The organism is Algoriphagus boritolerans DSM 17298 = JCM 18970, assembly GCF_900108085.1.
In the GTDB taxonomy this organism is placed as follows: Bacteria; Bacteroidota; Bacteroidia; order Cytophagales; family Cyclobacteriaceae; genus Algoriphagus; species Algoriphagus boritolerans.
On record NZ_FNVR01000011.1, the window covers coordinates 78,537 to 101,686 of the forward strand.

Annotated in this window: 14 protein-coding genes; 7 read left to right on the forward strand and 7 right to left on the reverse strand. The window is 43.2% G+C overall.

Annotated elements, in window-relative coordinates:
* Positions 1 to 155: 155 nt before the first annotated feature.
* Positions 156 to 1,475, reverse strand: a complete 1,320-nt coding sequence (gene mtaB, locus C4S61_RS11445; protein WP_103924935.1) for a tRNA (N(6)-L-threonylcarbamoyladenosine(37)-C(2))-methylthiotransferase MtaB — start codon at positions 1,473 to 1,475, stop codon at positions 156 to 158.
* Between the two features lie 233 nt (positions 1,476 to 1,708).
* Between mtaB and C4S61_RS11450 the strand changes: the two genes are divergently transcribed.
* The 6 genes from C4S61_RS11450 (at position 1,709) to C4S61_RS11475 (ending at position 13,041) form a co-directional block, all read left to right on the forward strand.
* Complete coding sequence (locus C4S61_RS11450; RefSeq protein WP_103924936.1) at positions 1,709 to 3,871, forward strand: glutamine synthetase III family protein; 2,163 nt, start codon at positions 1,709 to 1,711, stop codon at positions 3,869 to 3,871.
* Between the two features lie 568 nt (positions 3,872 to 4,439).
* Complete coding sequence (locus C4S61_RS11455) at positions 4,440 to 7,499, forward strand: SusC/RagA family TonB-linked outer membrane protein (protein WP_103924937.1); 3,060 nt, start codon at positions 4,440 to 4,442, stop codon at positions 7,497 to 7,499.
* Between the two features lie 2 nt (positions 7,500 to 7,501).
* Complete coding sequence (locus C4S61_RS11460; protein WP_200820571.1) at positions 7,502 to 9,100, forward strand: SusD/RagB family nutrient-binding outer membrane lipoprotein; 1,599 nt, start codon at positions 7,502 to 7,504, stop codon at positions 9,098 to 9,100.
* A gap of 85 nt (positions 9,101 to 9,185) precedes the next feature.
* Positions 9,186 to 10,319 (forward strand): glycoside hydrolase family 18 protein, encoded by a 1,134-nt coding sequence (locus C4S61_RS11465; protein WP_103924939.1) that lies wholly within the window; start codon positions 9,186 to 9,188, stop codon positions 10,317 to 10,319.
* Between the two features lie 2 nt (positions 10,320 to 10,321).
* Positions 10,322 to 11,188 carry an ROK family protein gene (locus C4S61_RS11470; RefSeq protein WP_103924940.1) on the forward strand — a complete coding sequence of 289 codons (867 nt, stop codon included), beginning with the start codon at positions 10,322 to 10,324 and terminating at the stop codon, positions 11,186 to 11,188.
* 2 nt (positions 11,189 to 11,190) lie between these two features.
* On the forward strand, positions 11,191 to 13,041 hold the full coding sequence (locus C4S61_RS11475) for an FAD-dependent oxidoreductase (protein WP_103924941.1): 1,851 nt from the start codon (positions 11,191 to 11,193) through the stop codon (positions 13,039 to 13,041).
* A 62-nt stretch (positions 13,042 to 13,103) separates the two neighbouring features.
* Here the strand turns inward: C4S61_RS11475 and C4S61_RS11480 are convergent, their stop codons facing one another.
* From C4S61_RS11480 to C4S61_RS11495, 4 genes are read right to left on the reverse strand one after another with little or no spacing between them, the layout of a single operon-like run.
* Complete coding sequence (locus tag C4S61_RS11480; RefSeq protein ID WP_103924942.1) at positions 13,104 to 14,525, reverse strand: sulfatase family protein; 1,422 nt, start codon at positions 14,523 to 14,525, stop codon at positions 13,104 to 13,106.
* A gap of 22 nt (positions 14,526 to 14,547) precedes the next feature.
* On the reverse strand, positions 14,548 to 15,873 hold the full coding sequence (locus C4S61_RS11485) for a vanadium-dependent haloperoxidase (protein ID WP_103924943.1): 1,326 nt from the start codon (positions 15,871 to 15,873) through the stop codon (positions 14,548 to 14,550).
* Positions 15,870 to 19,157, reverse strand: a complete 3,288-nt coding sequence (locus tag C4S61_RS11490; protein WP_103924944.1) for a VCBS repeat-containing protein — start codon at positions 19,155 to 19,157, stop codon at positions 15,870 to 15,872. Before C4S61_RS11490 ends, C4S61_RS11485 begins: the two co-directional genes overlap by 4 nt.
* 16 nt (positions 19,158 to 19,173) lie before the next feature.
* Positions 19,174 to 20,421, reverse strand: a complete 1,248-nt coding sequence (locus C4S61_RS11495; protein WP_103924945.1) for an ROK family transcriptional regulator — start codon at positions 20,419 to 20,421, stop codon at positions 19,174 to 19,176.
* A 203-nt stretch (positions 20,422 to 20,624) separates the two neighbouring features.
* Here C4S61_RS11495 and C4S61_RS11500 point away from each other — a divergent pair, with 203 nt between their 5' ends.
* Positions 20,625 to 21,146: a cupin domain-containing protein gene (locus tag C4S61_RS11500; RefSeq protein WP_103924946.1), complete on the forward strand. Its 522-nt coding sequence runs from the start codon at positions 20,625 to 20,627 to the stop codon at positions 21,144 to 21,146.
* A 196-nt stretch (positions 21,147 to 21,342) separates the two neighbouring features.
* Here C4S61_RS11500 and C4S61_RS11505 read toward each other — a convergent pair whose 3' ends face one another.
* Both C4S61_RS11505 and C4S61_RS11510 read right to left on the reverse strand, forming a co-directional pair.
* Positions 21,343 to 21,504, reverse strand: coding sequence for a Lacal_2735 family protein (locus C4S61_RS11505; RefSeq protein ID WP_103924947.1), 162 nt, complete (start codon positions 21,502 to 21,504; stop codon positions 21,343 to 21,345).
* Positions 21,505 to 21,566: 62 nt separating this feature from the next.
* Positions 21,567 to 23,114 carry a toxin-antitoxin system YwqK family antitoxin gene (locus tag C4S61_RS11510; protein ID WP_103924948.1) on the reverse strand — a complete coding sequence of 516 codons (1,548 nt, stop codon included), beginning with the start codon at positions 23,112 to 23,114 and terminating at the stop codon, positions 21,567 to 21,569.
* Positions 23,115 to 23,150 lie beyond the last annotated feature (36 nt).

Sequence of the window (23,150 nt, forward strand, 5' to 3'; positions counted from 1 at the left end):
TTAAAAGAAACTTAGGTGGTAGCTGTCGGCTTTGGCTAGGCAAAAGATCCGAAGGATCGCTACTCATCATGACCCCCAGTGACTGCAAGGAGCTGTGGGTAAATTAGATACCGAGCAAAAAGAGCCCCGAAGGGGTGATCTTATTATTGCTGAGACTAATGTTTTTCATACACCATCTCCGGCTCTCTTACCTCCACATTTCCTGCTTCATTGATTTGATCGAGCGTCACCAATTTGAGTTCATTGACCAGCATCGGATCGTATTTGGCAGCGACTCGGATGTAGTTTTCGGTAAAGCCGTGAATCTTGCCCTCTTCTACATCTTCTTCAAAAAGTACGGTAAAGGTCTTACCCAGATTTTCTTCATAAAACTTCCTGCGCTTCTTTTCGGAAAGGATTCGAAGCATTTTGGATCGCTCGTTTCTTTTTTTCATTGGGACGACTCCCTCCATTTCCACAGCCCGGGTATTAGCCCGCTCGGAATAAGTGAAGACGTGGAGGTAGGAAATATCCAGTTGGTTGAGGAAGTTGTAGGTTTCGAGGAAAAGCTCATCTGTCTCACCTGGGAAACCCACTATCACATCTACGCCGATACAGGCCTGTGGCATCAGGGTTTTGATTTTGCTGACCCGATCCATATACAGTTCCCGAAGGTAGCGCCTTCCCATTTTTCGCAGGATGGTATTTGATCCTGATTGAAGTGGAATATGAAAATGGGGTACAAACCGCTTGGATTGAGAAGCGAATTCGATGATCTCATTGGTCAAAAGGTTGGGCTCAATCGAGGAGATGCGGAATCGATCGATGCCATGTACTTCATCCAAGGCGTAGACTAAGTCTGCAAAGCGTTCATTTCGTTTTCCTTCCACTATTCCAAAGTCTCCGATATTCACTCCGGTAAGGACAATTTCCTTCACGTTTGTGGCCGCGATTTCTCGTGCAGAAGCCAATACGGACTCAATGGTGTTGCTTCGGCTTTTTCCCCTGGCCAAAGGAATGGTGCAAAAAGCGCAGCCATAGTTGCAGCCGTCCTGAACTTTGAGAAAGGTTCGGGTACGGTCATTGATGGAAAAGGCATTGTTAAATGTAGTCGCTTCCGTGATTTCAGATGCCAGCACTTTGGTCTCCTGGACTTTCGCGAAATCATCGAGCAGCTCAATCAGGCGGAATTTCTCAGCCGCTCCCAATACGGCGTCTACTCCCTCAATTTCCGAAATTTCGGTTGGTTTCAACTGGGCATAGCAACCAATTATGGCCACATAGGAGTCCGGTGATATCTTTTTTGCCTCCCTGACGATCTTTTTACACTTTTTGTCTGCATTTTCGGTAACAGAGCAAGTGTTGATGATAAAAATGTCGGGATTTTCCTGAAAATCGACTTTTAGGTAACCTTTATCTTCGAATTGACGGCCGATAGTAGACGTTTCGGAGAAGTTGAGCTTACAACCCAAGGTATAAAAGGCGACTTTTTTCACTTTATTCCATTTTATTGATCAGCAGCAAAGGTAACTATTCCCGATCTTTTTTCAATTCTCCAATTTTCGAGGACAAAACACACTTTTTTTGAGTATTTGGCTCTTAAAACACCATGTTTTATTGAAAAAAGTGGAAATTTTTCAGAAAATGACTCTAAAAATTAGGCAAAAGCTTTTTCACGTTACTATTTTTCTATTTTTGTGGTCATAATCTTAAACCACATATTGTAGAAATGGCAACACTCAGACAACAAGCCTTGGCAATGGTGCAGGCAAGACAGCGCGTCGCTGTAATCCCGCCCGCTTCCAAAATTTCAGACTTCTTCGGAACCAATGTTTTTGGTACCAGCCAAATGAAGCAGTCTCTGGCTCCTTCCGTATTCAAAAAGGTAATGGAAGCCATAGACAAAGGTTCTAAAATCGATCCTGCGACTGCGGAAGAAATCGCCTCTGCTGTCAAAACCTGGGCTATGTCCAAAGGTGTGACACATTATACGCACTGGTTCCAGCCTTTGACAGGTTCTACCGCCGAGAAGCATGATTCCTTCTTTGATATGTATGCCGGAATGGAGAAATTCAAAGGATCAGCACTGGTTCAGCAAGAACCTGATGCGTCCTCTTTTCCAAATGGCGGTATCCGTTCGACATTTGAGGCACGTGGTTACACGGCATGGGACCCCTCTTCACCGATTTTCATTTTGGAGAAGACGCTTTGTATCCCTACCATCTTTGTGTCTTACACAGGCGAGGCATTGGATTACAAAACTCCGCTTCTCAAGTCTATGGAAGCAATCAATGAGGCTTCTGTAGCAGTTTGTCAGCTTTTTGACAGAAACGTGCGCAAGGTTACCCCATCCTTGGGTGTGGAGCAGGAGTATTTTGTGATTGATAAGGCGCTTTTCGCAGCACGTCCTGACTTGGTGATGGCTGGAAGATCAGTATTTGGTCACATACCGGCCAGAGGGCAGCAGTTGGAGGATCACTATTTTGGATCTATTCCTACTCGGGTGAAAGACTTCATGATGGAGTTTGAAATCGAAGCACTGAAATTGGGCATTCCCGTGATGACCCGTCACAATGAGGTGGCTCCAGGCCAGTTTGAAGTTGCACCGATTTTTGAAGAAATCAACAAAGCAACAGATCACAACCAACTTCTGATGGATGTGATGGATAAAGTAGCCGAGAAGCATTCATTGAAAGTCCTTTTCCATGAGAAACCTTTCGCTGGCGTCAATGGATCCGGAAAGCACAACAACTGGTCTTTGATCACTGATACCGGAATCAATCTTTTCCAGCCAAGCAATTCGGCGAGAGAGAATCTTCAGTTTCTAACCTTCCTGGTGGCTACAGTAAAGGCGGTGCATGATTATGCAGATTTGCTACGTGCGAGCATCGCTTCAGCAGGCAACGACTTCCGATTGGGCGCTAACGAGGCTCCTCCTGCGATCATCTCTGTATTCTTGGGAGCGACACTTTCTGAACTGTTGGATGAGTTGGAGAAAAACGGAAATGTCAAAATTGAGAAAGGGGATAACATGTATATGAAATTGGGTATCTCCAAGATTCCTGAAATCATCCTTGACAATACTGACAGAAACAGAACATCTCCTTTTGCCTTCACCGGAAATAAGTTTGAATTCCGGGCAGTGGGTTCTCAGGCTAATGTTGGAGGTCCGATGACCACGTTGAACGTGATCGTGGCAGATGTCTTAAAGCAAATGCTAAAAGATATCGAGAAGGAAATGAATGCCGGCAAGGAGAAGAAAATCGCAATTGTCAACGTCCTCAGAAAATACATCAAGGATTCGAAAAAAGTAAGATTTGAAGGCGACGGCTACTCTGAAGGATGGACAAAAGAAGCCGAGAAGAGGGGCCTTTCCAATTTGAAATCAACTCCGGAGGCATTGGATGTGTACGAGAAGAAAGCTACAAAAGAGCTGTTTGAGCGACATAATGTTTTGAATCATGTTGAAGTTCATGCCCGTCATGAGATCATGCTCGAAGACTTTATTAAGAAAGTACAGATCGAAAGCCGCGTAATGGGAGATCTTGCGTTGAATCACATCATTCCAACTGCCATTCTGTATCAAAATAAACTGATCGAAAATGCGAATGGTCTAAAAGGGCTTGGTTTGGATCATTCTGCTGCCGTAGAGACCATCAAAGAAGTCTCTAAGCACATCGAGTCAGTGAAATCTAATGTGACTGACATGGTGGAGGCCAGAAAGCGTCTCAATAAAGAAGAAAATGTGTCCAAGCGGGCAAAGGGGTATCAGAAGGAGGTCAAAGAAGCCTATTTCGACAAAATCCGCTATGCGGTCGATAAGCTTGAACTGTTGGTGGATGACGAAAGCTGGCCTTTGGTAAAATACCGGGAAATGTTATTTATCCGGTAATTCAAAGAATTAATTTAGTTGATAGAAAACCGCTCTGTTTGGGCGGTTTTTTTTATTACTTGCCGCTGAAAATTAGTTTTAATGGTTTCCAGAATATTTGAATGGTTTTGGCTTCTAAAAATAGGCGAAACAGAATGTTTGATTGGACTTCTTGTCAAATTCTTAAAGAAATTTTGATGAAGTTTATCAGTTCGAGGGAGTTTTTTTGTCTTTTTCCAATCGTGTTTTGTGAAATGTAATGGAAGTTTAAAAACTATACCAAAAAATAGGCTATCTAAAATTCAACTTTTCTAAAAAATTTAATAAAATAATTATTCTTTGATCAAAAAAAATTTATAATTCTTTTTGAAAGAATTTTGATTTTTCTAGCTTTATATCGAATAGACTAGGGATGGTAGATTCAATTAGTTTTTATCGATTGTTTATTTCCATTTGCTAGTCGTTTTCAGCTGTCTTTGTTTCTAAATCGAAATTTTATGGTAAAAAATCTACACGATTCTCTTTCCAAAAAAGCATCCGGAAGTCCGGATAATCCAATCCAATTATTTCTAACCCTTTATTCCCACTTATGAGAAAGTTTCTATCAATTGCTTTCTCTTTGGCTTTACTTCTAGGCATATCCGCCACAGCACAGAGCCAACAGAGAGTATTGAAAGGTAAGGTCACTGCGTCGTCAGATGGTCTTGCTATGCCAGGAGTTACGATTCTGGACAAAAGTAATCAGACGGGTACCACCACGGATGTGGATGGGATGTACTCGATCCCGGTAACGGAGCAGTCCGTGTTAGTTTTCTCATTCATCGGTTTTACCAGTCAGGAGTTTACTGTCGGGAATCGGACCGAGTTGAATGTGGTGTTGGACGAGTCGGCAAGCGATCTTTCGGAAGTGGTAGTAGTCGCCCTCGGTCTAACTAAAGAAAAAGAGAAGCTTGGTTATTCTATCTCTACAGTAAGTAGCGATGTGATGGACAAAGCAAGAGAAACCAACGTTGCAAATTCTCTTGCTGGACAAGTGGCGGGCTTGGTGGTAAAAGGCACGAATGGAGGTCCGGGAGGTTCGTCAAATATTGTTCTTCGAGGATTGCCAAGTATATCAGGAACAGGCTCACCGCTATTTGTAATCAATGGTGTACCTATGGATAACACGCAGCGAGGATCCGCAGGTCAGTGGGGAGGAAGTGATAATGGAGATGGTATCGGAAACCTAAGCCCTGATGATATCGAATCCATGACAGTATTGAAAGGTCAGGCTGCTTCTGCGCTTTATGGTTCAAGAGCTTCAAACGGGGTGATTTTGATCACCACCAAAGGAGCGCAAAAAGGAGGAGATTGGACACTTACCTACAATCTAAACGTAATGGGTGAGCAGGCTGTGGATTTCACAAATTTCCAAGATCAATATGGTCAAGGTACTGGCGGACTTCGTCCTCAAACTGCAACTGATGCTCGGACAACGGGCCGATTTGCATGGGGTGAGCGCATGGGAGGTAATGTAATTGGATTTGATGGCAATCAATACCCATATGCTCCTGCTAGCGAACGGTACATTGACTTCTACCGAACTGGATCTAACATTACCAATACTGTAGCTGTATCCAAAGGGTTAGGTAAAGACGGGGCATTCCGTATGTCCATTTCCAATTTGAATTCCAAATCGATTGTACCCAATAGCGGAGTAGATCGATTGAATATCAATCTAAACGTCGATCAAAATATTACGGATAAATTAAGTGTAACGGCGATGATTAATTATGTGGACCAGCAGTCTACTAATATTCCTTCGCTCAGTGATGGTCCAAAAAATCCAAATAACTTTTTGTTTTTGGCTCCGAACATCCGCCCAAGCATTTTTGCACCCGGATTTAATCCGGATAGAAGCGAAATTGTTTTTAGTGATGATATTTTCGTGACTAACCCATATTTCATTACTAACAAGGGTATAAATGACTTGGGAAGAAAGCGTACCATTTCAGCGCTTTCTGCAAAATATGCCTTTACTCCTAAAGTATATGCGATGCTACGCGTAGGTAATGACACTTCCAATGATGACTTTTATTCTGTGGATCCAACCGGTCTAGCCTATTCAGCAAACTTACAGGGAGGTCTTGGTGGTAGAGGATTATCCAATCGATCAGAGTTAAACGTAGATGCCCTTTTTGGAGCAGACTTGAAGTTAAACGATGACATAGAAATCGATGGATTGATTGGAGGTACTTTAAGGAAAAATCGATTTGAAACAGTTGGAGTAAATGGGTCAAGATTCGTAATTCCTGAATTATACTCTCCGTTTAATTTGGTGAATTTCGGTAGATCTTATGGATTTCAAGAAAGAGAAGTTCAGTCAGGATTTTACTCAATAGGACTTGGATATAAAGATTTCTTGACATTGACTACCACAGGTCGTTACGACGTGTATAGCACCTTGCCTACTAACAATAATAGTATATTCTCCCCATCAGTTACAGGTGCATTCCTGTTTGATCGTTTCCTTAATATTTCTGCTTTGGATTTTGGTAAGTTTAGAGCGGCATATGCAGTAACGAGCGGTGAGCCCTTTGGAGCATATCAGACTCAGTTTTATTACAGTTCTGCAAATGCTTATGCAGGAGTCCCTGCAGGTTCTTCACCACTTGGACTTCCTAACCTATCGTTGAAACCATTCACCACAGATGAAATAGAATTGGGATTTGACCTTAGTTTCTTCAAAACCAGACTCTCATTTGATGTTGCTTATTTTACCAAGACGACCAATAATGAGATTATGAATGCGAATTATTCAATTTCTTCAGGATTTGGTTCAGGCGTGGTAGCTACGGGTTCAACTCGCAACACAGGGATTGAGGTTTTGATTACCGGCGTCCCTATTCAGACAGCTAATTTCTCTTGGAAATCTTCGCTTAATTTCACCAATGTGAAAAACGAGGTTCTAAGCACTGATCCAAATAATAATCCTATCAATTTGGGACAAAATAGAGCAACCTTGGGAAATGCTGTTACTGCCTACGTGGTAGGCCTACCTGGTCCTCAGATTCGCGCATATGATTATCGATATGATGCGAATGGCAATGTAGTAGTGAATAGTGCTGGTATTCCCGAAAGAGGAGAACTTAAAAACTGGGGTTCAGTACTTCCTACGATTTATGGAGGGTGGAATAATGAATTCAACTTTAAGAGACTTTCCTTCTCTTTCTTGATTGATTACAATTTTGGAAACAAAGTATTGTCTGCAACTGAGTTCTATTCTCATTTCAGAGGCTTACACCAAAATACCCTCGAGGGTAGAGAAGGCGGTGTGACTACTAATGAGATCACTGCTAATGCTGAAAACTACTACCAAGGACTGGTTCAGAATGTTACCCGTACAAGTATAGTTGATGGTGATTTTGTCAAGCTTCGTCAATTGACCTTAGGCTATACCTTTCCAAGTGAATTGTTCAATTCAGTTCCAGTGTTAAAGGGACTCACAGCTTCTATTGTTGCCAGAAACCTTGCCATTTTAATGCGTAAGGCTGAGAATATTGACCCTGAGGCTACTTTTGGCTCCAATATCAACTATTTAGGGATTGAAGGCACAAGTTTGCCAAGTACTCGGTCTATTGGATTCAACTTAAACTTTAAATTGAATTAATCATGAAAAAACATATCGGTGTAATTTTATTACTGAGCTTCTTTTGGGTAACTTCTTGTGACTCACATTTTGAAGAACTTAATACTGATCCTAATAGGGCTGGAGCTTCTGTATTTGACCCAAATTTGATTCTTCCTACTGCTTCGAGTAGCTATGGTAACATGATGTCTGGATACACTGGGGCAATTTTGTTCCAAAGTATGTGGATTCAGGCCTTGGCTTCTACTTCCACTGGTGGTGCCAATTATTATTCCAACGCTGATAAGTATGTGATCTCAGGAAGTACCAATTCCTATATCGCGGGCGTCTGGAATTCTGGTTACTCCACTGCTTCTCGCATTCAGCAAATGCAAAAGCTTGCTCAGACGAAGGAAATGGCTAACCTGGCTGCAGTAGGAGGAATTTTCAAGGTTCTTACGGTTTCTTTTATTTCAGACGTTTATGGAGATGTCCCATATTCTGAGGCTCTGAAGGCTGATGAAGGAATAACCCAGCCGGCGTATGATAATCAAGCACAAGCATATTTAAGTATGCTTGCCGAGCTTGAGGCATCTCTCAATATATTGAATACGTCCGGAGATCAGATCAGAAATGACGTAATCTATCGGGGTGATATCACTAAGTGGAAAAAGTTCGGCTATTCGTTGATGTTGAAAATGGCAATGCGCCTTTCCAAAAAGGATCCTTCTGCCGCCCAGGCATGGGTTCAAAAGGCAGTAGCAGGTGGCGTGTTTTCATCTCCTGCTGATGATGCTCTGGTTCCAGGTGATGAAGCTAATGGTTATTCAAACGCAAGTGCAAATGCACTCAATGTTCCTGATGATATTTATGAAGTAAGATGGTCAAAAGTCATGATTGATTATCTAAAATCCACCAACGACCCAAGACTAAGAATAGTAGCGGAAGTGCCAAATCCAGGGCTAGCTGCTAATCGAACTGGAGCTCCTGGAAATAGTGATCCTGCAGTACAAATTGGCCTTCCCAATGGCTTTGATCTTAGAGGTGGACAATTTGATATTTCTAAACATCCCGATTTTCCGGGAGGAACTGGTACCGGGGACGATTTGGCTCCAATCGGTGCTTATTCAAGACCATCTGGAATCTATAGAAATCGAAATGCCCCCGTTTTTGCTTTGACCTATGCAGAAGTTCAATTACTTCTCGCTGAGGCTGCCTTAAGAGGTTGGACTACTGGATCACCTTCTGATTTCTACAAAAACGGCGTGATGGGTGCATTCACTTCTATGGGTAAATTTGGTGGACAAACAGTTTCTCCTGAGGAGGCTACGGCTTATTTGAATGCCAATCCGCTCAATTTGAGTTCAATGAATGCATCAATGAAAATGATCAATGAACAAATTTGGGCAACTACATCTTTATTTGCTAATTTCGTTGAAGCATGGAACAATTGGAAGCGTTCTGGATATCCAGAACTCACCCCTGTGAATTTCCCAAGTAATTTCTCATCTGGACAAATTCCAAGAAGACAACCTTTCCCAAATGGTGAAACATCATTAAATACGGACGCATTGAATAGTGCTGTTGCACGTATGGGGGGCGATGATTGGATTACCAAGATGTGGTGGGATGGAGGAAATTAAGAATTCCTTAATTTAGGCTCTAGACAGCCGTTTTGATTTCGGTCAGGACGGCTGTTTTTTTATTTTTACAAAAAAAAACACACTTATGAAATACTGGCTGATTGCAAGTTTATTGGTCTTTTTCTCCTGTTCCGAAAAAACGCAGGTAGAAGAAACAGATCCTACATCCTATCATATCATAGGCTATGTGGCGGGCTGGAAGACTATAAATCCGAAAAATATACCTGCCGAGAAATTAACCCATATCAATTATGCTTTTGCCAATGTAGCAGATGGAGTGGTGACTCACATGGAGGGAAAATCTGAAAAAGACAGTGTAAATTTTTTAAAGCTTCAGGAGCTGAAAAAAAGAAATCCTGACCTTAAAATTTTGGTTTCCATCGGGGGTTGGACTCATTCGAAGGGGTTTTCAGATGCTGTTTTGACAGCGGAAAGACGTAAAAAGTTGACCGACTCTGGAATTGCTTTTTTACAAAAGTATAAGCTGGACGGGTTGGATTTTGACTGGGAATATCCCGCACTTCAGGGCGATAATAATGTCGTCAGACCTGAGGACAAAGAAAACTTTGTAGCGATGCTCAAAAGCTTTCGCGAAGCACTGGATTCTTTGAGTTCTGTCGACGATAAGCATTATCTCAGCACGATCGCCTCCGGGGGATTTCGGAAATACCTTGAATTAAATGATCTCAAAGAAGCCCAGAAGTACTTGGACTTTGTTAATATCATGGCTTATGATTTTTATACGGCGGGTGATTCGGTGACGGGGCACCATGCCAATCTTTACCCAAGTGGTGCCAAAGGACGATCAGCGCAAACCACCGTGGAAGAACACATCGAGTTTGGTGTGCCTGCCTCCAAACTGGTCTTGGGAGTTCCTTTTTACGGTCGGATGTGGAAGAGCGTTAATCCCCAGGATAATGGACTTTTTCAGTCTGGCAAATTTGAGATGGGTATTCCGTATCAACAGGTTTTCGCACTTTCTAAAAATTCCGCTTATTCTCGATTTTGGGATGTAAAAGCTGGTGCTCCTTACCTTTTTTCCTTGAAAGATTCCACCTATATCACCTATGAAGATGCTGAATCTATTGGGCTAAAAATGAAATTTGTTAAAGAGAATGGACTTGCCGGTGCCATGTTTTGGGAAATGTCTGAGGATAATACCGGAGCCCTTTTAGATGCCCTGCACGAGGCATTGAACCCGGTCGGAGCCAAAGAATAGGTATGGCGTGGATCGGAGTAGACATTGGTGGTTCTCATATTTCAGCGGCTCAAATTGGATTAGAAGACCATGAAGTAAAAATCTTAGCATTTCATGAAGCGGATGTTGATACGTCGGGTAGGGCGCCGGAAATCATTTCAGCATGGTCTTCTTTGATTCGTCTGGCAATTGGAAACCATACGGAAGTTGAGCTGGGAATCGCTATGCCGGGGCCCTACGATTATGTGAATGGGATTTCTTTGATCAAGGATCAAGGAAAGATGAAGGCTCTCTATGATTTATCGGTCAAACAACTACTTGCCGAAAGCTTGAACATCAAGCCGGAAAACATCTTTTTCACCAATGATGCGGAAGCTTTCTTGATTGGAGAAAGTTTTGCCGGTGCGAGTCGTGGTTTTACCAATGCACTGGGATTAACCTTGGGTACTGGGTTGGGATCTGCCATCAAAATACACGATAAAGTCAAAGATGGGAAACTTTGGACAGCTCCATTTCGGGATGGGATTGCGGAAGATTATTTGGGAACAGCATGGTTTCGGAAATTTACCTTGGAACAATTCGGTTTAACTATCGACGGAGTCAAAGACTTGTTAGCGCCTGATTTTGATCCCGCCATCTCAAATGAAATCTTCTCAGAATTTGGCTATTCACTCGGTGAATTTTTAGCGCAATATATGATTCGATTGCACTGTCAGGGTGTGGTTTTAGGTGGTAAAATAGCCCGAGCCGGTATTCATTTTTTACCCTACACTCAAGCTTATCTGAGCAAATTGGATTATCCACTTGAAATCAAAATTTCAGAATTGGAAGATAAATCAGCCCTGATAGGCGCCTGCTTTCCATTTATTTCGAAAGTTAAAACGTCGTAGTTATGAAGTACTTTCTTTTAATCTTTTGTCTCATTCTCTGTCAATCTCCAGCTTTTTCACAGCAATCCTATGATTTGATTATCGTAGGAGGCGGAGCGAGTGGAACTGCTGCCGGAATTGCAGCCGGTAGATTGGGCACAAAAACGCTGATCATCGAGTCTTCCCCCTGGCTGGGTGGGATGCTTACGGCTGCAGGTGTATCGGCTATTGATGGGAACCATCGACTGCCATCAGGGATATGGGGTGAATTCAAAGCCGAACTTGAAGCATACTACGGTGGGCCTGAAAAGCTTGCGACAGGTTGGGTGAGCAATACACTTTTTGAACCCAAAGTAGGAAATGAAATCCTTAAGAAAATGGCTTCAGAGGTCAAGAATTTGACGATTTCCTACGAAAGTGACTGGAAAAACGCAAGCTATGAAAACGGCGTTTGGAGAGTGACTTTTTCCAAAAATGGAAAGGAAGAAACTATCTACGCTCCGCTTCTCATTGATGCCACTGAGCTTGGAGATGTAGCTGCGGCTCAAGAATTGCCTTACCGACTCGGAATGGATGCCCGTGATGAAATCGGGGAGGAGTTTGCTCCCGAAACTGCCAACAACATTATTCAGGATCTGACATTCGTGGCCACTTTGCAGGACTACGGGGAAGGTGCTGACAAGACTATTCCCAAACCCGCCAATTACGATCCTGCTGAGTTTGCCTGTGCCTGTGCGCATGCTGACCCTACCACGGATGATGCGCCAACCCTTGACTGTGGTAAAATGTTGGATTATGGAAAGCTTCCCAATGGCAAATTCATGATCAATTGGCCCAATTGCGGGAATGATCACTATGTGGATCTCGTGGAATTGAGCCCCGAGAAACGGCTTGTTGAAATTGAAAAGGCCAAGCAAACTACCCTTAGATTCGTCTATTACATTCAGCATGACCTCGGGTTTAGGCATTTAGGATTGGCGGAAAAAGAATATCCTACCGTTGATAAATTACCGATGATTCCTTACCATCGGGAATCCAGGAGATTCCGAGGCTTGGTTGATTTTACTTTACCCTATGTAAGGACACCATATTCAGCACCTAGTCCGCTGTACCGGACTGGAATCGCAGTTGGCGATTATACGATTGATCACCATCACAAAAAGAATCCTAAGGCTCCGGCGATTGATTTTATCAAGATTCGTGTGCCTTCTTACAATGTTCCTCTAGGAGCCTTGATTCCTGTAAATCATCCCGCATTAATTTTAGCTGAGAAGAGCATTTCTGTGTCCAATATCGTAAATGGCGCCTCGAGACTCCAGCCTGTGGTATTGGGAATTGGTCATGCCGCCGGAGTGTTGGCAACGGCGGCGTTGGAAGATCAGAAACCGCTGGCTGAAGTTTCAATCCGCAGAGTTCAACAGTTGCTCCTGGACCAAAAGGCTTACATCATGCCTTTTTTGGATATGAATCCCGGGGACCCTCACTTTCAGGCCATGCAAAAAGCCGGGGCAGCCGGCATCTTCAAAGGAGAGGGCGTTCCTTACCTCTGGGCTAATCAGACTTGGTTTTATCCGGAAAGACTGGCAACAGAATTCGAAGTGGTAGCTGGTCTTCGACCTTTGTATCCTGCATTAAAAGAGTTTTGGGGAGCATCGGGAGAGTATTTGACAGCAGCACGACTTTTGATCTTTTTGCAAGTGATCAAGCATGAATTAAATGAAGAAGACCTTCTAACCGCTTTGAACAGTAGAGGTTTGGGGATTGATTTCTCCATGGAAAAGAACTTGAACCGAAGAGAAGTCTCTGTTCTTTTGGATGAGTTACTGAGTTTCTTTGAAATGGAAGTGGATTGGAAGGGCGACTTTCTCAAATAATTCATGTTTTTTGGAAATACGAAATGAATTTGAGAATAAGAATTACTTCTATTACTCCAAATCTATTCTTGACTGATTCTCCCCGCCTTCCGATTGCCAGTTCCTTCTATTCCGGTCAATTTATCACCCATATCTGTTCTCGCCTGATCAGCAAAACCATTGAGTTGAGCCAGTATTTCAGGGTATTGGGCGGATACGTCTGTCGTTTCCCCCTTGTCTAGGGAGAGATCGAAGAGTAGGGGCGTTTCCAGTTTGATGTAAGAATATTTTACCGGAATACCATCATTTCTCAGCTCAGTTCCAGAAGGAATGGTGCGGTAGGTATGGGGAAACACCAGCTTCCATTTACCATAGATGACAGCCTGTAGTTCATTGGTATTGTAATAAGCAAAATAGGGTTTCAATTCCGTTTTTTTCCCCTGAATCAAAGGCCAGATGTCTGCACCGTCAATTTTCAATTTAGGAAGAGGTGAACCGGTGAGTTTTGCCAAAGTCGGTAGGATATCAATCGTCATTGCTGCTTGGTTCTGTACCATTCCAGCGGGGATTTTTCCCGGCCAGGTGAAGATTGCGGGTACCCGGATGCCTCCATCCCAAGAGGTACCTTTTCCTTCTTTCAGACCTACTTGAAGTCCTGCATGTCCTCCGTAGGAAAGCCAAGGACCATTGTCTGAAGTAAAGATGATCAGGGTATTCTCAGACAAACCCAATTCCTTTAGCTTTTTGCGGATTTCACCGACCGACCAGTCGATCTCCATCATCACATCACCATAGGCCCCCTGTTCGGATTTGCCGGCAAACTTTTCTGACACAAAAAGCGGAACGTGGGGCATGCTGTGTGCCAAATAGAGGAAAAAGGGCTTTTCCTTGTTTTTCTCAATGAATTCCAAGGATTTGTACGTGTACCAGGAAGTCAATTCCCGCTGATCTTCCAAGTAGGCAATCGTGCTATCTCCAGCGATCAAAGGAAGGGGAGGATAGTAATTCTTCGTTTCAGGATGATTGGGCCACATGTCGTTGGAATAGGGGAGGCCAAAATAGCTATCAAATCCCTGTTGGGTTGGGAGAAATTCCTTGTGATGTCCCAGATGCCATTTGCCAACTATTCCGGTTTGGTAGCCATTGGACTTTAAGGTTTCGGCGATGGTTGTTTCTTCGGGATTAAGTCCATGGTTGGCAGTGTGGTCAAGGGCTCCATAGAGCTCTAGTCGGTTGGAATAAGTTCCCGTCAGCATTGCTGCTCGTGAGGCGGTACAAACGGCATGAGGAACATAGAACTGTGTGAATCGTGCCCCATCCGCAGCAAGCTGATCGAGATGGGGTGTTTCCCATCCTACAGCACCATAGCTCCCCAAATCCCCATAGGCCATGTCATCTGCAAAAATCAAAATGATATTGGGTCGTTCTGAGGGTTCAACAGGCTGATTTAGATCGGTCAGAAGAGTAAAAAGGGAAACAAAGGGTAGAAGGAAATAGGTAGCCATATCAATTTTCAATTTTTAAATCCTACAATTTTTCAATCTTTTTTCTGATCGATGCACCGATATTTCTTCCCTGAATGACTCCGTTTTCGATCGCATCACGGAAGTGAATCCCTCCATATAATCTGGAAATAGCGGCTTCAGCTGCAGCTTGGTGAAAGGATCTGAATTTACGCTCAGGTAACCCAAAATACACTTCAGAGGTATCTAAAAACTCAAAATCATCCCCAAAATAACTGGTCAAAATCTCCGCAGCCGCTGTGCTGATTACCGAGTGTCCAGAGGTGTATTCAGGAAAGGGTGGGGTTTGAAGCAAGGGTTTCCACTTTGAGTCCAGCTTCTCATTGATTACTGTCTCAGGACGAAATCGGTTGGTTTCGTACTTGGTTTTCCAGCAGGAGACAAAAGCATCATGCAAGGTCATCGCTACCAAGGTGTGGATGTAAGCAGTCTCGGTAAAGGATAAGTTTTTTTGAGCGGCGGATATCCCTGTGATGCCTATCCAATGTCCACCGGGAGAAATCTTTTTGACACCGATAGCCATGTGGCCCGAAAATTCCACTTTGAATGGATTACAGTCCCAAAAGTTGGCAATTAATTTTTGTTCCTCGGTCAATTTCTGTGTCACTTCATAGACTTCCTGTACTTGTTTTTGAAATGAACTTCCCATTTTCAGATCAAATTCTGCCATGGGTGCAGGTTCAAACCCTTCCAGATTTTCCAGAAAAAACGTTCGGATCGTTCTCCATTCCGGTTCTACTGCAGCCATATAGGCAGGAGGAGTAGGATACCAAAATCCCTCACCTTCTGTCGGTGTGTACCGATTGAGCGCGGTCAATTGAATGTATCCGTCAGATTTTGCTAATTCCAATACCTGTATTGAAACAGCTTTTGCAAAGTCGAGGTGCGTCTCTAGATTTTTTTTGGTGACCACCCTGCTTTTTAAGCCCCAATCCTGCCATGCCTTTTGTTTTTCCTTGAGTAGATATCCAGAAGGCATCACCTTTTCGCCTACCAAAAGCATGGCATAAATTGCCGTAAACTCCGGCGACTCAAGTTTGGTTGGGGAAGGACTTTTTTCAAGCCTCTTTACTTGAAGAATGAACGGAATTTCTCCCTGCTTAAAATTTCCTCCGGACTCCAAAATTGTCTGGTAGGCTGCCAGATTTGTATAGGCATAAATTCTTGCTGCTACCGGTGGACTTGCCACGTCGGTGACCATGACTTCAGTGATATGAAAAAGCTGATCCGCATAGATTTTCGCCCAATTCAAATTTTGTTTCTGGGCAAAAATTGTCCCAATTCCCATGGAAAACACAAAGCAGAATAAAAGGACAGGGAGTCGATTCATCTTCGAATTTGATAAACTTCTGGACGCTGTTGATTGATTCCGAATATAAGAAAATCAGAATTTCCAATTTTCAATTTTAGAATTGATTTGATGTCACCTTTGATTCCCAATCCGGATTCAGTGGGTGAAAGAGAAGTAAAATTACCCGTGCCATCTCCAAGCAAAATCAAACCCAAACTCGCATCGATTTTACCGATCCGGATTCGGGTGTGATTCTGATTGCCTCCTAGGATCAAATCCATGTTTCCATCTCCGTTGATATCCATTGGCAGGATGGAATAAATCGGCGAAATCTGTGCGAGGCGGGGGAGGGCCCGAGGGATAAACCCATTTCCGGTATTTTCAAAATACATGGACTCTAAGGACTGGATTTCCAGTTTCAGCCCTTTTTCAAGCTCTTCGGCAGAAAAGAGATCCGTTATTTTCGCTTTGGAATAGGAAGCATAATCCGTGAATTTGCTTCGCATGCTCACCATTTGATCCAGCAATTCATCCCGACTGGGAAAAGGGTAATGCCCATCACCTATGAAGCATTCGAAAATCGGATCGATGCTTCCGTTTTGGTCAAAATCTGCAGCGAAAAGCCGGATGGGTTTTTCAGGATTGGCAACCAATTGAGAGTTCAAGCCGAAGTTTCCGGCGACCAAGTCCAGATCTCCATCTCCATCGATATCTACCTGAACCAAAGTGGACCACCAACCTGAAAGATTTGAAGGAAAGTAGGCGGTGGATTGATTTTCAAATGATTTTCCATTCTGATTGATTAAGGCAGTTGGAGCCATAAATTCTCCAACCAGAATCAAATCTGCCTTTTGGTCACTATTTAGATCTTGTGTGACGGCCCCGGTGATCATACCAAGCTTACCTTCATTTGGGAGAAAAGTACTGGTTTGGTCTGTAAATTTCCCTTTTCCATCATTGATGAGGAGTTTACTCAGCGGTGACTCGGGATAGCGTCCCGGGACCACTTTTCCTCCCACAAATAAATCCGGGTAGCCGTCTCCATTCGCATCCAAAACTGTCGCTGTACCGGTGCTGATAGTATACGTTGGGAAATCTGTCTGAGCGATCATCACTCCGGTTCCGTCATTGAGGTAGAGCCTGTCACGAAGGGACTCATCCGAACCTAAATAATCATGGTAACCTCCACTTCCTATAAATAGGTCAAGGTGGCCATCCCCGTTGAAATCATAAAAAATTACCACCGCATCGGTGAAATCTGAAGCCGATCGGAAACCTCGGTAAACTTCCCAAACCCCGTTTCTGAACGAGTAAATTCTTGCCGGGGTACCTTTAGTGCCACCTATCAGGACTTCTGGATTTCCATCGCCGTTTAGATCTGTATGAGCCATTGACGGACCGATGTGACTTGGCATGGTCACCATGAGCGGCTGACGTTTGAAATCATTGACATTGGAGGCGGTGGAGAGGAAATCAGGAGCTTGACTTTTTATGAGCAATGGGGAAGTTTCATTGTTCGCTTTTACCAGTAAAGTGCCGCTGTTTTGTTCGATTTCCACCACTTGATTGGCTCGTATGCTTTCCCGTTTGCTTCTGGTCTGGTCAGGCCAAATGACAATCAGGCTGTCAAGTGATAAGGCTTCACCCATTCCTATCTGAAGCCGATAGGTGCTTGAAGACTGAAATCCACGGACTGGATTCTGTTCCAGAAAGGTGAGTTCTCCACCGGCATAGGCCAGTATTTTTGAACCAATTCCGAAATTGTTTCCAGCTTTTCCCTTTAAGTCAATTTGAAGCCAATTGCCGGATTGGCTTTTGTTTTCGAAAACGCCCGCGACTTCATTTAAGTGATTTACAACCAAATCCAAATCTCCGTCGTTGTCCAAGTCTGAATAAGCGGCACCATTAGAAAAGTTTTTTGCTTCAAAGCCCGATGAACTGGAGGTGTTTTTGAACTGCAAATCCCCGATGTTTTGGAAGAAATAATCCTGAATCGGAGTGGAAGTCATGGAAGTAACCAAATGCAGCGTGTCAGCTTTTTCTTTTGCGACAGCTTGCTTGAAATAATAGTCACCTTTGTACTTCAAAAAGTCCCTGTTGGTGTAGTCCCGGTAGTATCCGTTGGTAACGAAAAGATCCTTTTCTCCATTATTATCTGCGTCCAGAAACAAGGCGGACCAGCTCCAGTCTGTGTTGGAAATTCCCGCCATTTGTCCAATTTCCGAAAACAAACCTGCTCCCCGATTCAATTGGAGCATATTCCGCATGTTTTGATGATGAAATCCCCGCTTGATCATGAGTGCGTATTGCTCGTAGTTTTCAGGTCCGTAAAGCAATTTTTGCCGCTCATTGTGCTCAGGAAGCATGTCAAGGGTAAAGATATCGGGTAAGCCGTCACGATTGATGTCAGCAATATCTGCCCCCATCGAAAAATGGGAAATGTGCTGAAAGTGATCGGTCAATTGATCGGTGAACGTCCCGTTGCCATGGTTGATGTAGAGGTAATCCGGCTCGATGTAGTCGTTGGTGACCAGGAGATCAGGCCATCCGTCCTGATTGATATCAGATGAAATGACTGCCAGACCAAAACCCAATGCGGAGCCCTTGATTCCCGCCTGCTCGCTGATGTCGGTGAATTTTCCGTTGTCGTTACGATACAATTTATCCCCGGCAAAGGGATGACGGGTATCCCTTGCGGCGTCAAATTCCATTTCATTGATCACTTGGATGTGATGGTTGAGTAGGTAAAGATCAAGATCTCCGTCTTGGTCAAAGTCAAAAAATAAGGACTGGGTACTGTTGGAGGGATCAGCGATTCCAAACTCTTCGGCTTTCTCCACAAACTTGAAATTCCCCTGATTGATCCATAGTTCGTTTTTCCGGGATTCGGGGGATCCCTTTCCCGAATAGCAGACATAGATGTCAAGCAGACCGTCTCCGCTTACATCTGCAAAGCTGACGCCGGTGGTCCAGGTGTCTTTTCCTTCCACGCCTGCTGACTTAGTTAATTCTTCAAATTTGAGTGCTCCGAGGTTTTTATAGAGTTTATTCCCGGTCATGTTTCCGGTGAAAAAAATATCGTCTAAGCCATCATCGTTTAAATCCCCAACTGCTACTCCACCACCATTGTAGAAGTATTCGTAGCGGAGAATGTTGTTTTTTGAGTCTTCTTTGAGCTGGTTTTTGAAGTTGATCCCTGTCTTTTTTTGAGGAAGCTTTTCAAATTTTACAGGATTGACCTGAGCAATTAATTGAAAGGAGTGAATGCAAACCAATCCTAAGCCAAAAAAGAAAAAACTCAGGAATCTAAACTCGGTACGCATGATTTAATAAGTCATTTTAACCCAACCTGTTAATGACATCGTCAAATAATTTTTCATTGACCACTGCCACTCCTCCCAACAATCCGACGTCTTTACCGAGCTGGTAAAGTGCCAGTTTAGACTTTTCACGGGATTTTGCCATACTGTAGATGTTGAGAGCCTGCTGAATTGGTGTAATGAGGTATTGATTTGCCTCGGCGACAGAGCCTCCGATGATGATCAGCTCTGGATTGAGGATTTGTATCAGCATCGAAATCCCCCGACCCAAATCCAAACCGGCTTCTGAGAGAATGGTAATGGCCCGCTGATCTCCCGCAAGGGCGGCTTCTACCACCAAGTCAGGTTCGAGTTCACCCTCGTGATCTCTTACCATTCTCGCCAGAATACTGTCCTTATCGAGCTTTATCGCATCTTCGGCCATCCTAACGATCGCAGTACCGGATGCAACGGCTTCCAAACAGCCTTTTTTGCCGCAAGTACAGGTGATGTCTCTCGACTCGAAGATAGGAGAGTGGGAAAATTCTCCTGCAAATCCCGAGGCACCCTGATAGATCTTGCCATCGATGATGATCCCCAATCCGATTCCCCAACCGATAAAAAGTCCAAGGACATTTTTGTAGTTGTGTTCGGAACCAAATTTATATTCCGCCAGTGTCATGGCTCTGGCGTCATTTTCCAGAAAGATCTTTTTTTGAAAATGGGTTTCCAGATTTTCCTGTAGTGTCTTCTTGCCAAACCTAAGATAGGTATAATTCACGCCTCCGACCGAATCGAGCAAACCGGGCATGGAGAATCCGATCGCAATGATCTTATCCGCGGTGATTTTGGTTTTTTCCAAATAAGAATCTATCAGACTACAGATTTGGTCAAAAGTCTCCTTTTCATTGTTGAGGGTGATTTTATGATTTTCTTTTTCAAAAGCCAACTCATGATTGCAGGAATAAAGAGCCAAGTGCATGTTGAATTTGGAGAGGTCAACCGAAAGCACATAAAAGGCATTTTCCGCCAGTCTGTAGAGATCAGGCTTTCGACCGCCCTGTGATTCGGCCCGACCTTGTTTGATTACTTCACCACTGCTCATCAGGTCTCCCAAGAGGGCATTCACGGTTGGAAGTGATATTCCGACTTCATTGCAGATTTCACTTGCGGTGTTTGCTCCTTTGAGGTAAAGGTTTTTGATGATCTTGATTTTATTCAGGTAGCTTTTGATTTCTACCACACCATCCATTTTGGAGATGATTTCTTGAGGGTTTTTTAGGTTCATGGCAAATTGTGATGCCTGAATTAAGGTGAATTTTAGATTTCAAAAAAGACTTCTTAAAAAATATCGTCTAATGAGTACATATTTCTTGAAGGAAAGGCAATTTATTTTTGAATAAGAGATGGTTTTTGAAAAAGATTTAAAATTTCAAACTTGAATTTTCAGTTCATTAGACTTTCGTTATGTTTGTAGTTTGATTTTTAATTATGAAAAAAATATCTGTTGCAGCTCATTTGAGTAAATCCGAAGTTTTTGAAACTGTCGGTGATTTTCTTGACGAATTAGGGTTTGTAGTTTCTTCCAAGGATTTGAACCGGCCCTGGGGAGGATTTTTTGTCCTCGATGAATCCCAGATTTTAAAATTTAGGGAGCACTTTTTCAACGAAGTAGGTTTGACTGAATCACAGTTGAAGCAAAAATTAAGTCCAAAATTTCTTCTTGTCGCGCCTGGAGCCAGACTTTCCTGGCAATATCACCATAGAAGATCCGAGCTTTGGAAGTTGATCGCGGGAAAGTCATCCATCTCCAGGAGTCACTCCGACGAACAGGGCCCGGTGCAGGAAATGACTTTGGGCGAAGTGGTTTCACTGGATAAAGGCGAACGCCACCGACTTATCGGAACTGACAATTGGGGAGTGGTAGCGGAGATTTGGATGCACGCTGATCCCGAGAATCCATCGGACGAAAATGATATCATCAGACTACAGGATGATTACTCCAGAAAATAAAGAAGCTCGGGGTTTTGCCCCGAGCTCTAAAAGTTTGAAATAGTAGTCCGTAGCTCAATCACCCTTAAAATAATCAATCAAAGTATAAAAAACGACTGCGGACAAGTCCAAAGAAGTCAATGAAATTAAAGATAAAGATTTAAAATCCAAAGAATTACAAGCGAAATTTATTGCCTGTGTTTTTTTTCTGGGTGAATTAGAGTTTTTCGATTTTTTTGGCGATTTCTTCCGCTTCCGCCATGAGCTTGTCAGCGGCGGTACGATTGGAATGCGATAGTTTGTGCGCTTCAGACAACATCTTTGCGTAAGTGTCCTGTAGCTTTTGTTTTTCTGATTTTTTCTTGAATAATCCGAACATAAGTGTTGATTTTCTAAATGAACCAATCAATAGCCCCAATGTTCAAATTTCTATTCTCGAGATCAGTTTGAAGCGACGATTTCGTCATTTTTGAAATTGATCAGATCTTCCAACCTCCCGGCAGGGTTGTAATACCTCCACGGACCTTCTTTTTTGCCATCTATCATTGTACCTTCTGAGGCTTTTCTTCCATTTTCATGGTAGAATATCCATAGACCTTCTGCTTTACCGGATTTAAAAGTTCCTTCGGATTCCTTTTGACCATTTACATAATAGGTGATTCGGGTGCCGTTTCCGTCTTTAAGGGTTCCTTTTTCCAACTTTCGTTGGCCATCATAGCTGAAGTAATCTCCTACGTTTTTTAATCGGCCGTTTTCCCAATATTCTTCTTGGGTTAATTGTTTATTATCGTAGAAAAGTCCCCAAATCCCGTCTTCAAACCCCAGATTGTAAGAGCCTACTGACTTGAGTTGTCCTCCGTCGTAGTAATAGAACCATTGACCTGTTTCCATCCCTAGGGTATATTCGCCTTCGGCGATGAGAATCCCTACTTTATTAAAGTATTTCCAAAGACCGGATTTGAGATCATTTCTATATTCTCCGATGGAATAAATTTCTCCGTCCGGGAAAAAGCTCTTCCAAATCCCTGTTTTGGCACCATTTTGATATTGACCCTGCACAGATACCTTACCTGTACTGTGGTATTCCGTATACTCTCCTACCGGTACGCCCAATTCATAGGTTTTTCGTTTGGATAGTGATTTGTTGGGAAAATATTCCTCCCAAACACCAACAGCTATATCATCCTTGTATTTTTCGATCCTAGCCAGTCTTCCGGATTCATAGTAATATTTCCATTCTCCGTTTCTGTTTCCATCCTGATCGTAATACTCTTCGGCCTCCACTATCTTAGTCCCTGGAAAATACCTCTTCCACTCACCAACTTTTTCTCCGTTTTTGTAAGTCCCTAACTCCAGAGGGAGGTTGGGGAATGCAAATCGCTTAAATTGCCCCTCCATCTGACCTTTGGAGTAGGTTGCTTCTGTGATGACATTTCCTTCCGGGTCGTATTCCAAATAAGGCCCCTCCCGAAGTCCATTTTGATAGAATTCTCGAATGGCTAACTCTCCAAAATCATAAAAAGTAACCCATTGACCCGTCCGTCTGCCATTTTCATACTGCCCCTCCACCATAACCTGGTTTGGATCAATGTAGCTTGGGTTTCCGGTTTTTCCGAAATACTCCACATACTTACCTACCAAAATGCTATCCTGGAAAATCATTTGTTTTTTCAGGGCTCCATCAGCATCAAAGTATTGGGCCGGACCAAATAGTTTACCATCGCGATATTCCGCGATTTCTGCTTTTTTGCCGTTTTGGTAATATTTGGACCAAGTTCCTTCTCTTTTTCCTTTTGAAAAATTGCCCTCAGCTAAAAGCGTGTTGGTTTTTGGGTTGTAGAATTTCCAAAGTCCTTCTCGTTGGTTATTGGATACTACGCCAGTCGCCATCAAAGTTGAGTCGGAATTGAACTGCTGGATAACCTGAGCTTCCTGCGAGAAGGCTGAAAAATAAAAGAAGGTAAAAACTGCAAAAAGCAAATATCTCATATCTCGTAGGTTTCGGTAACGATCGTTTTAATTCAT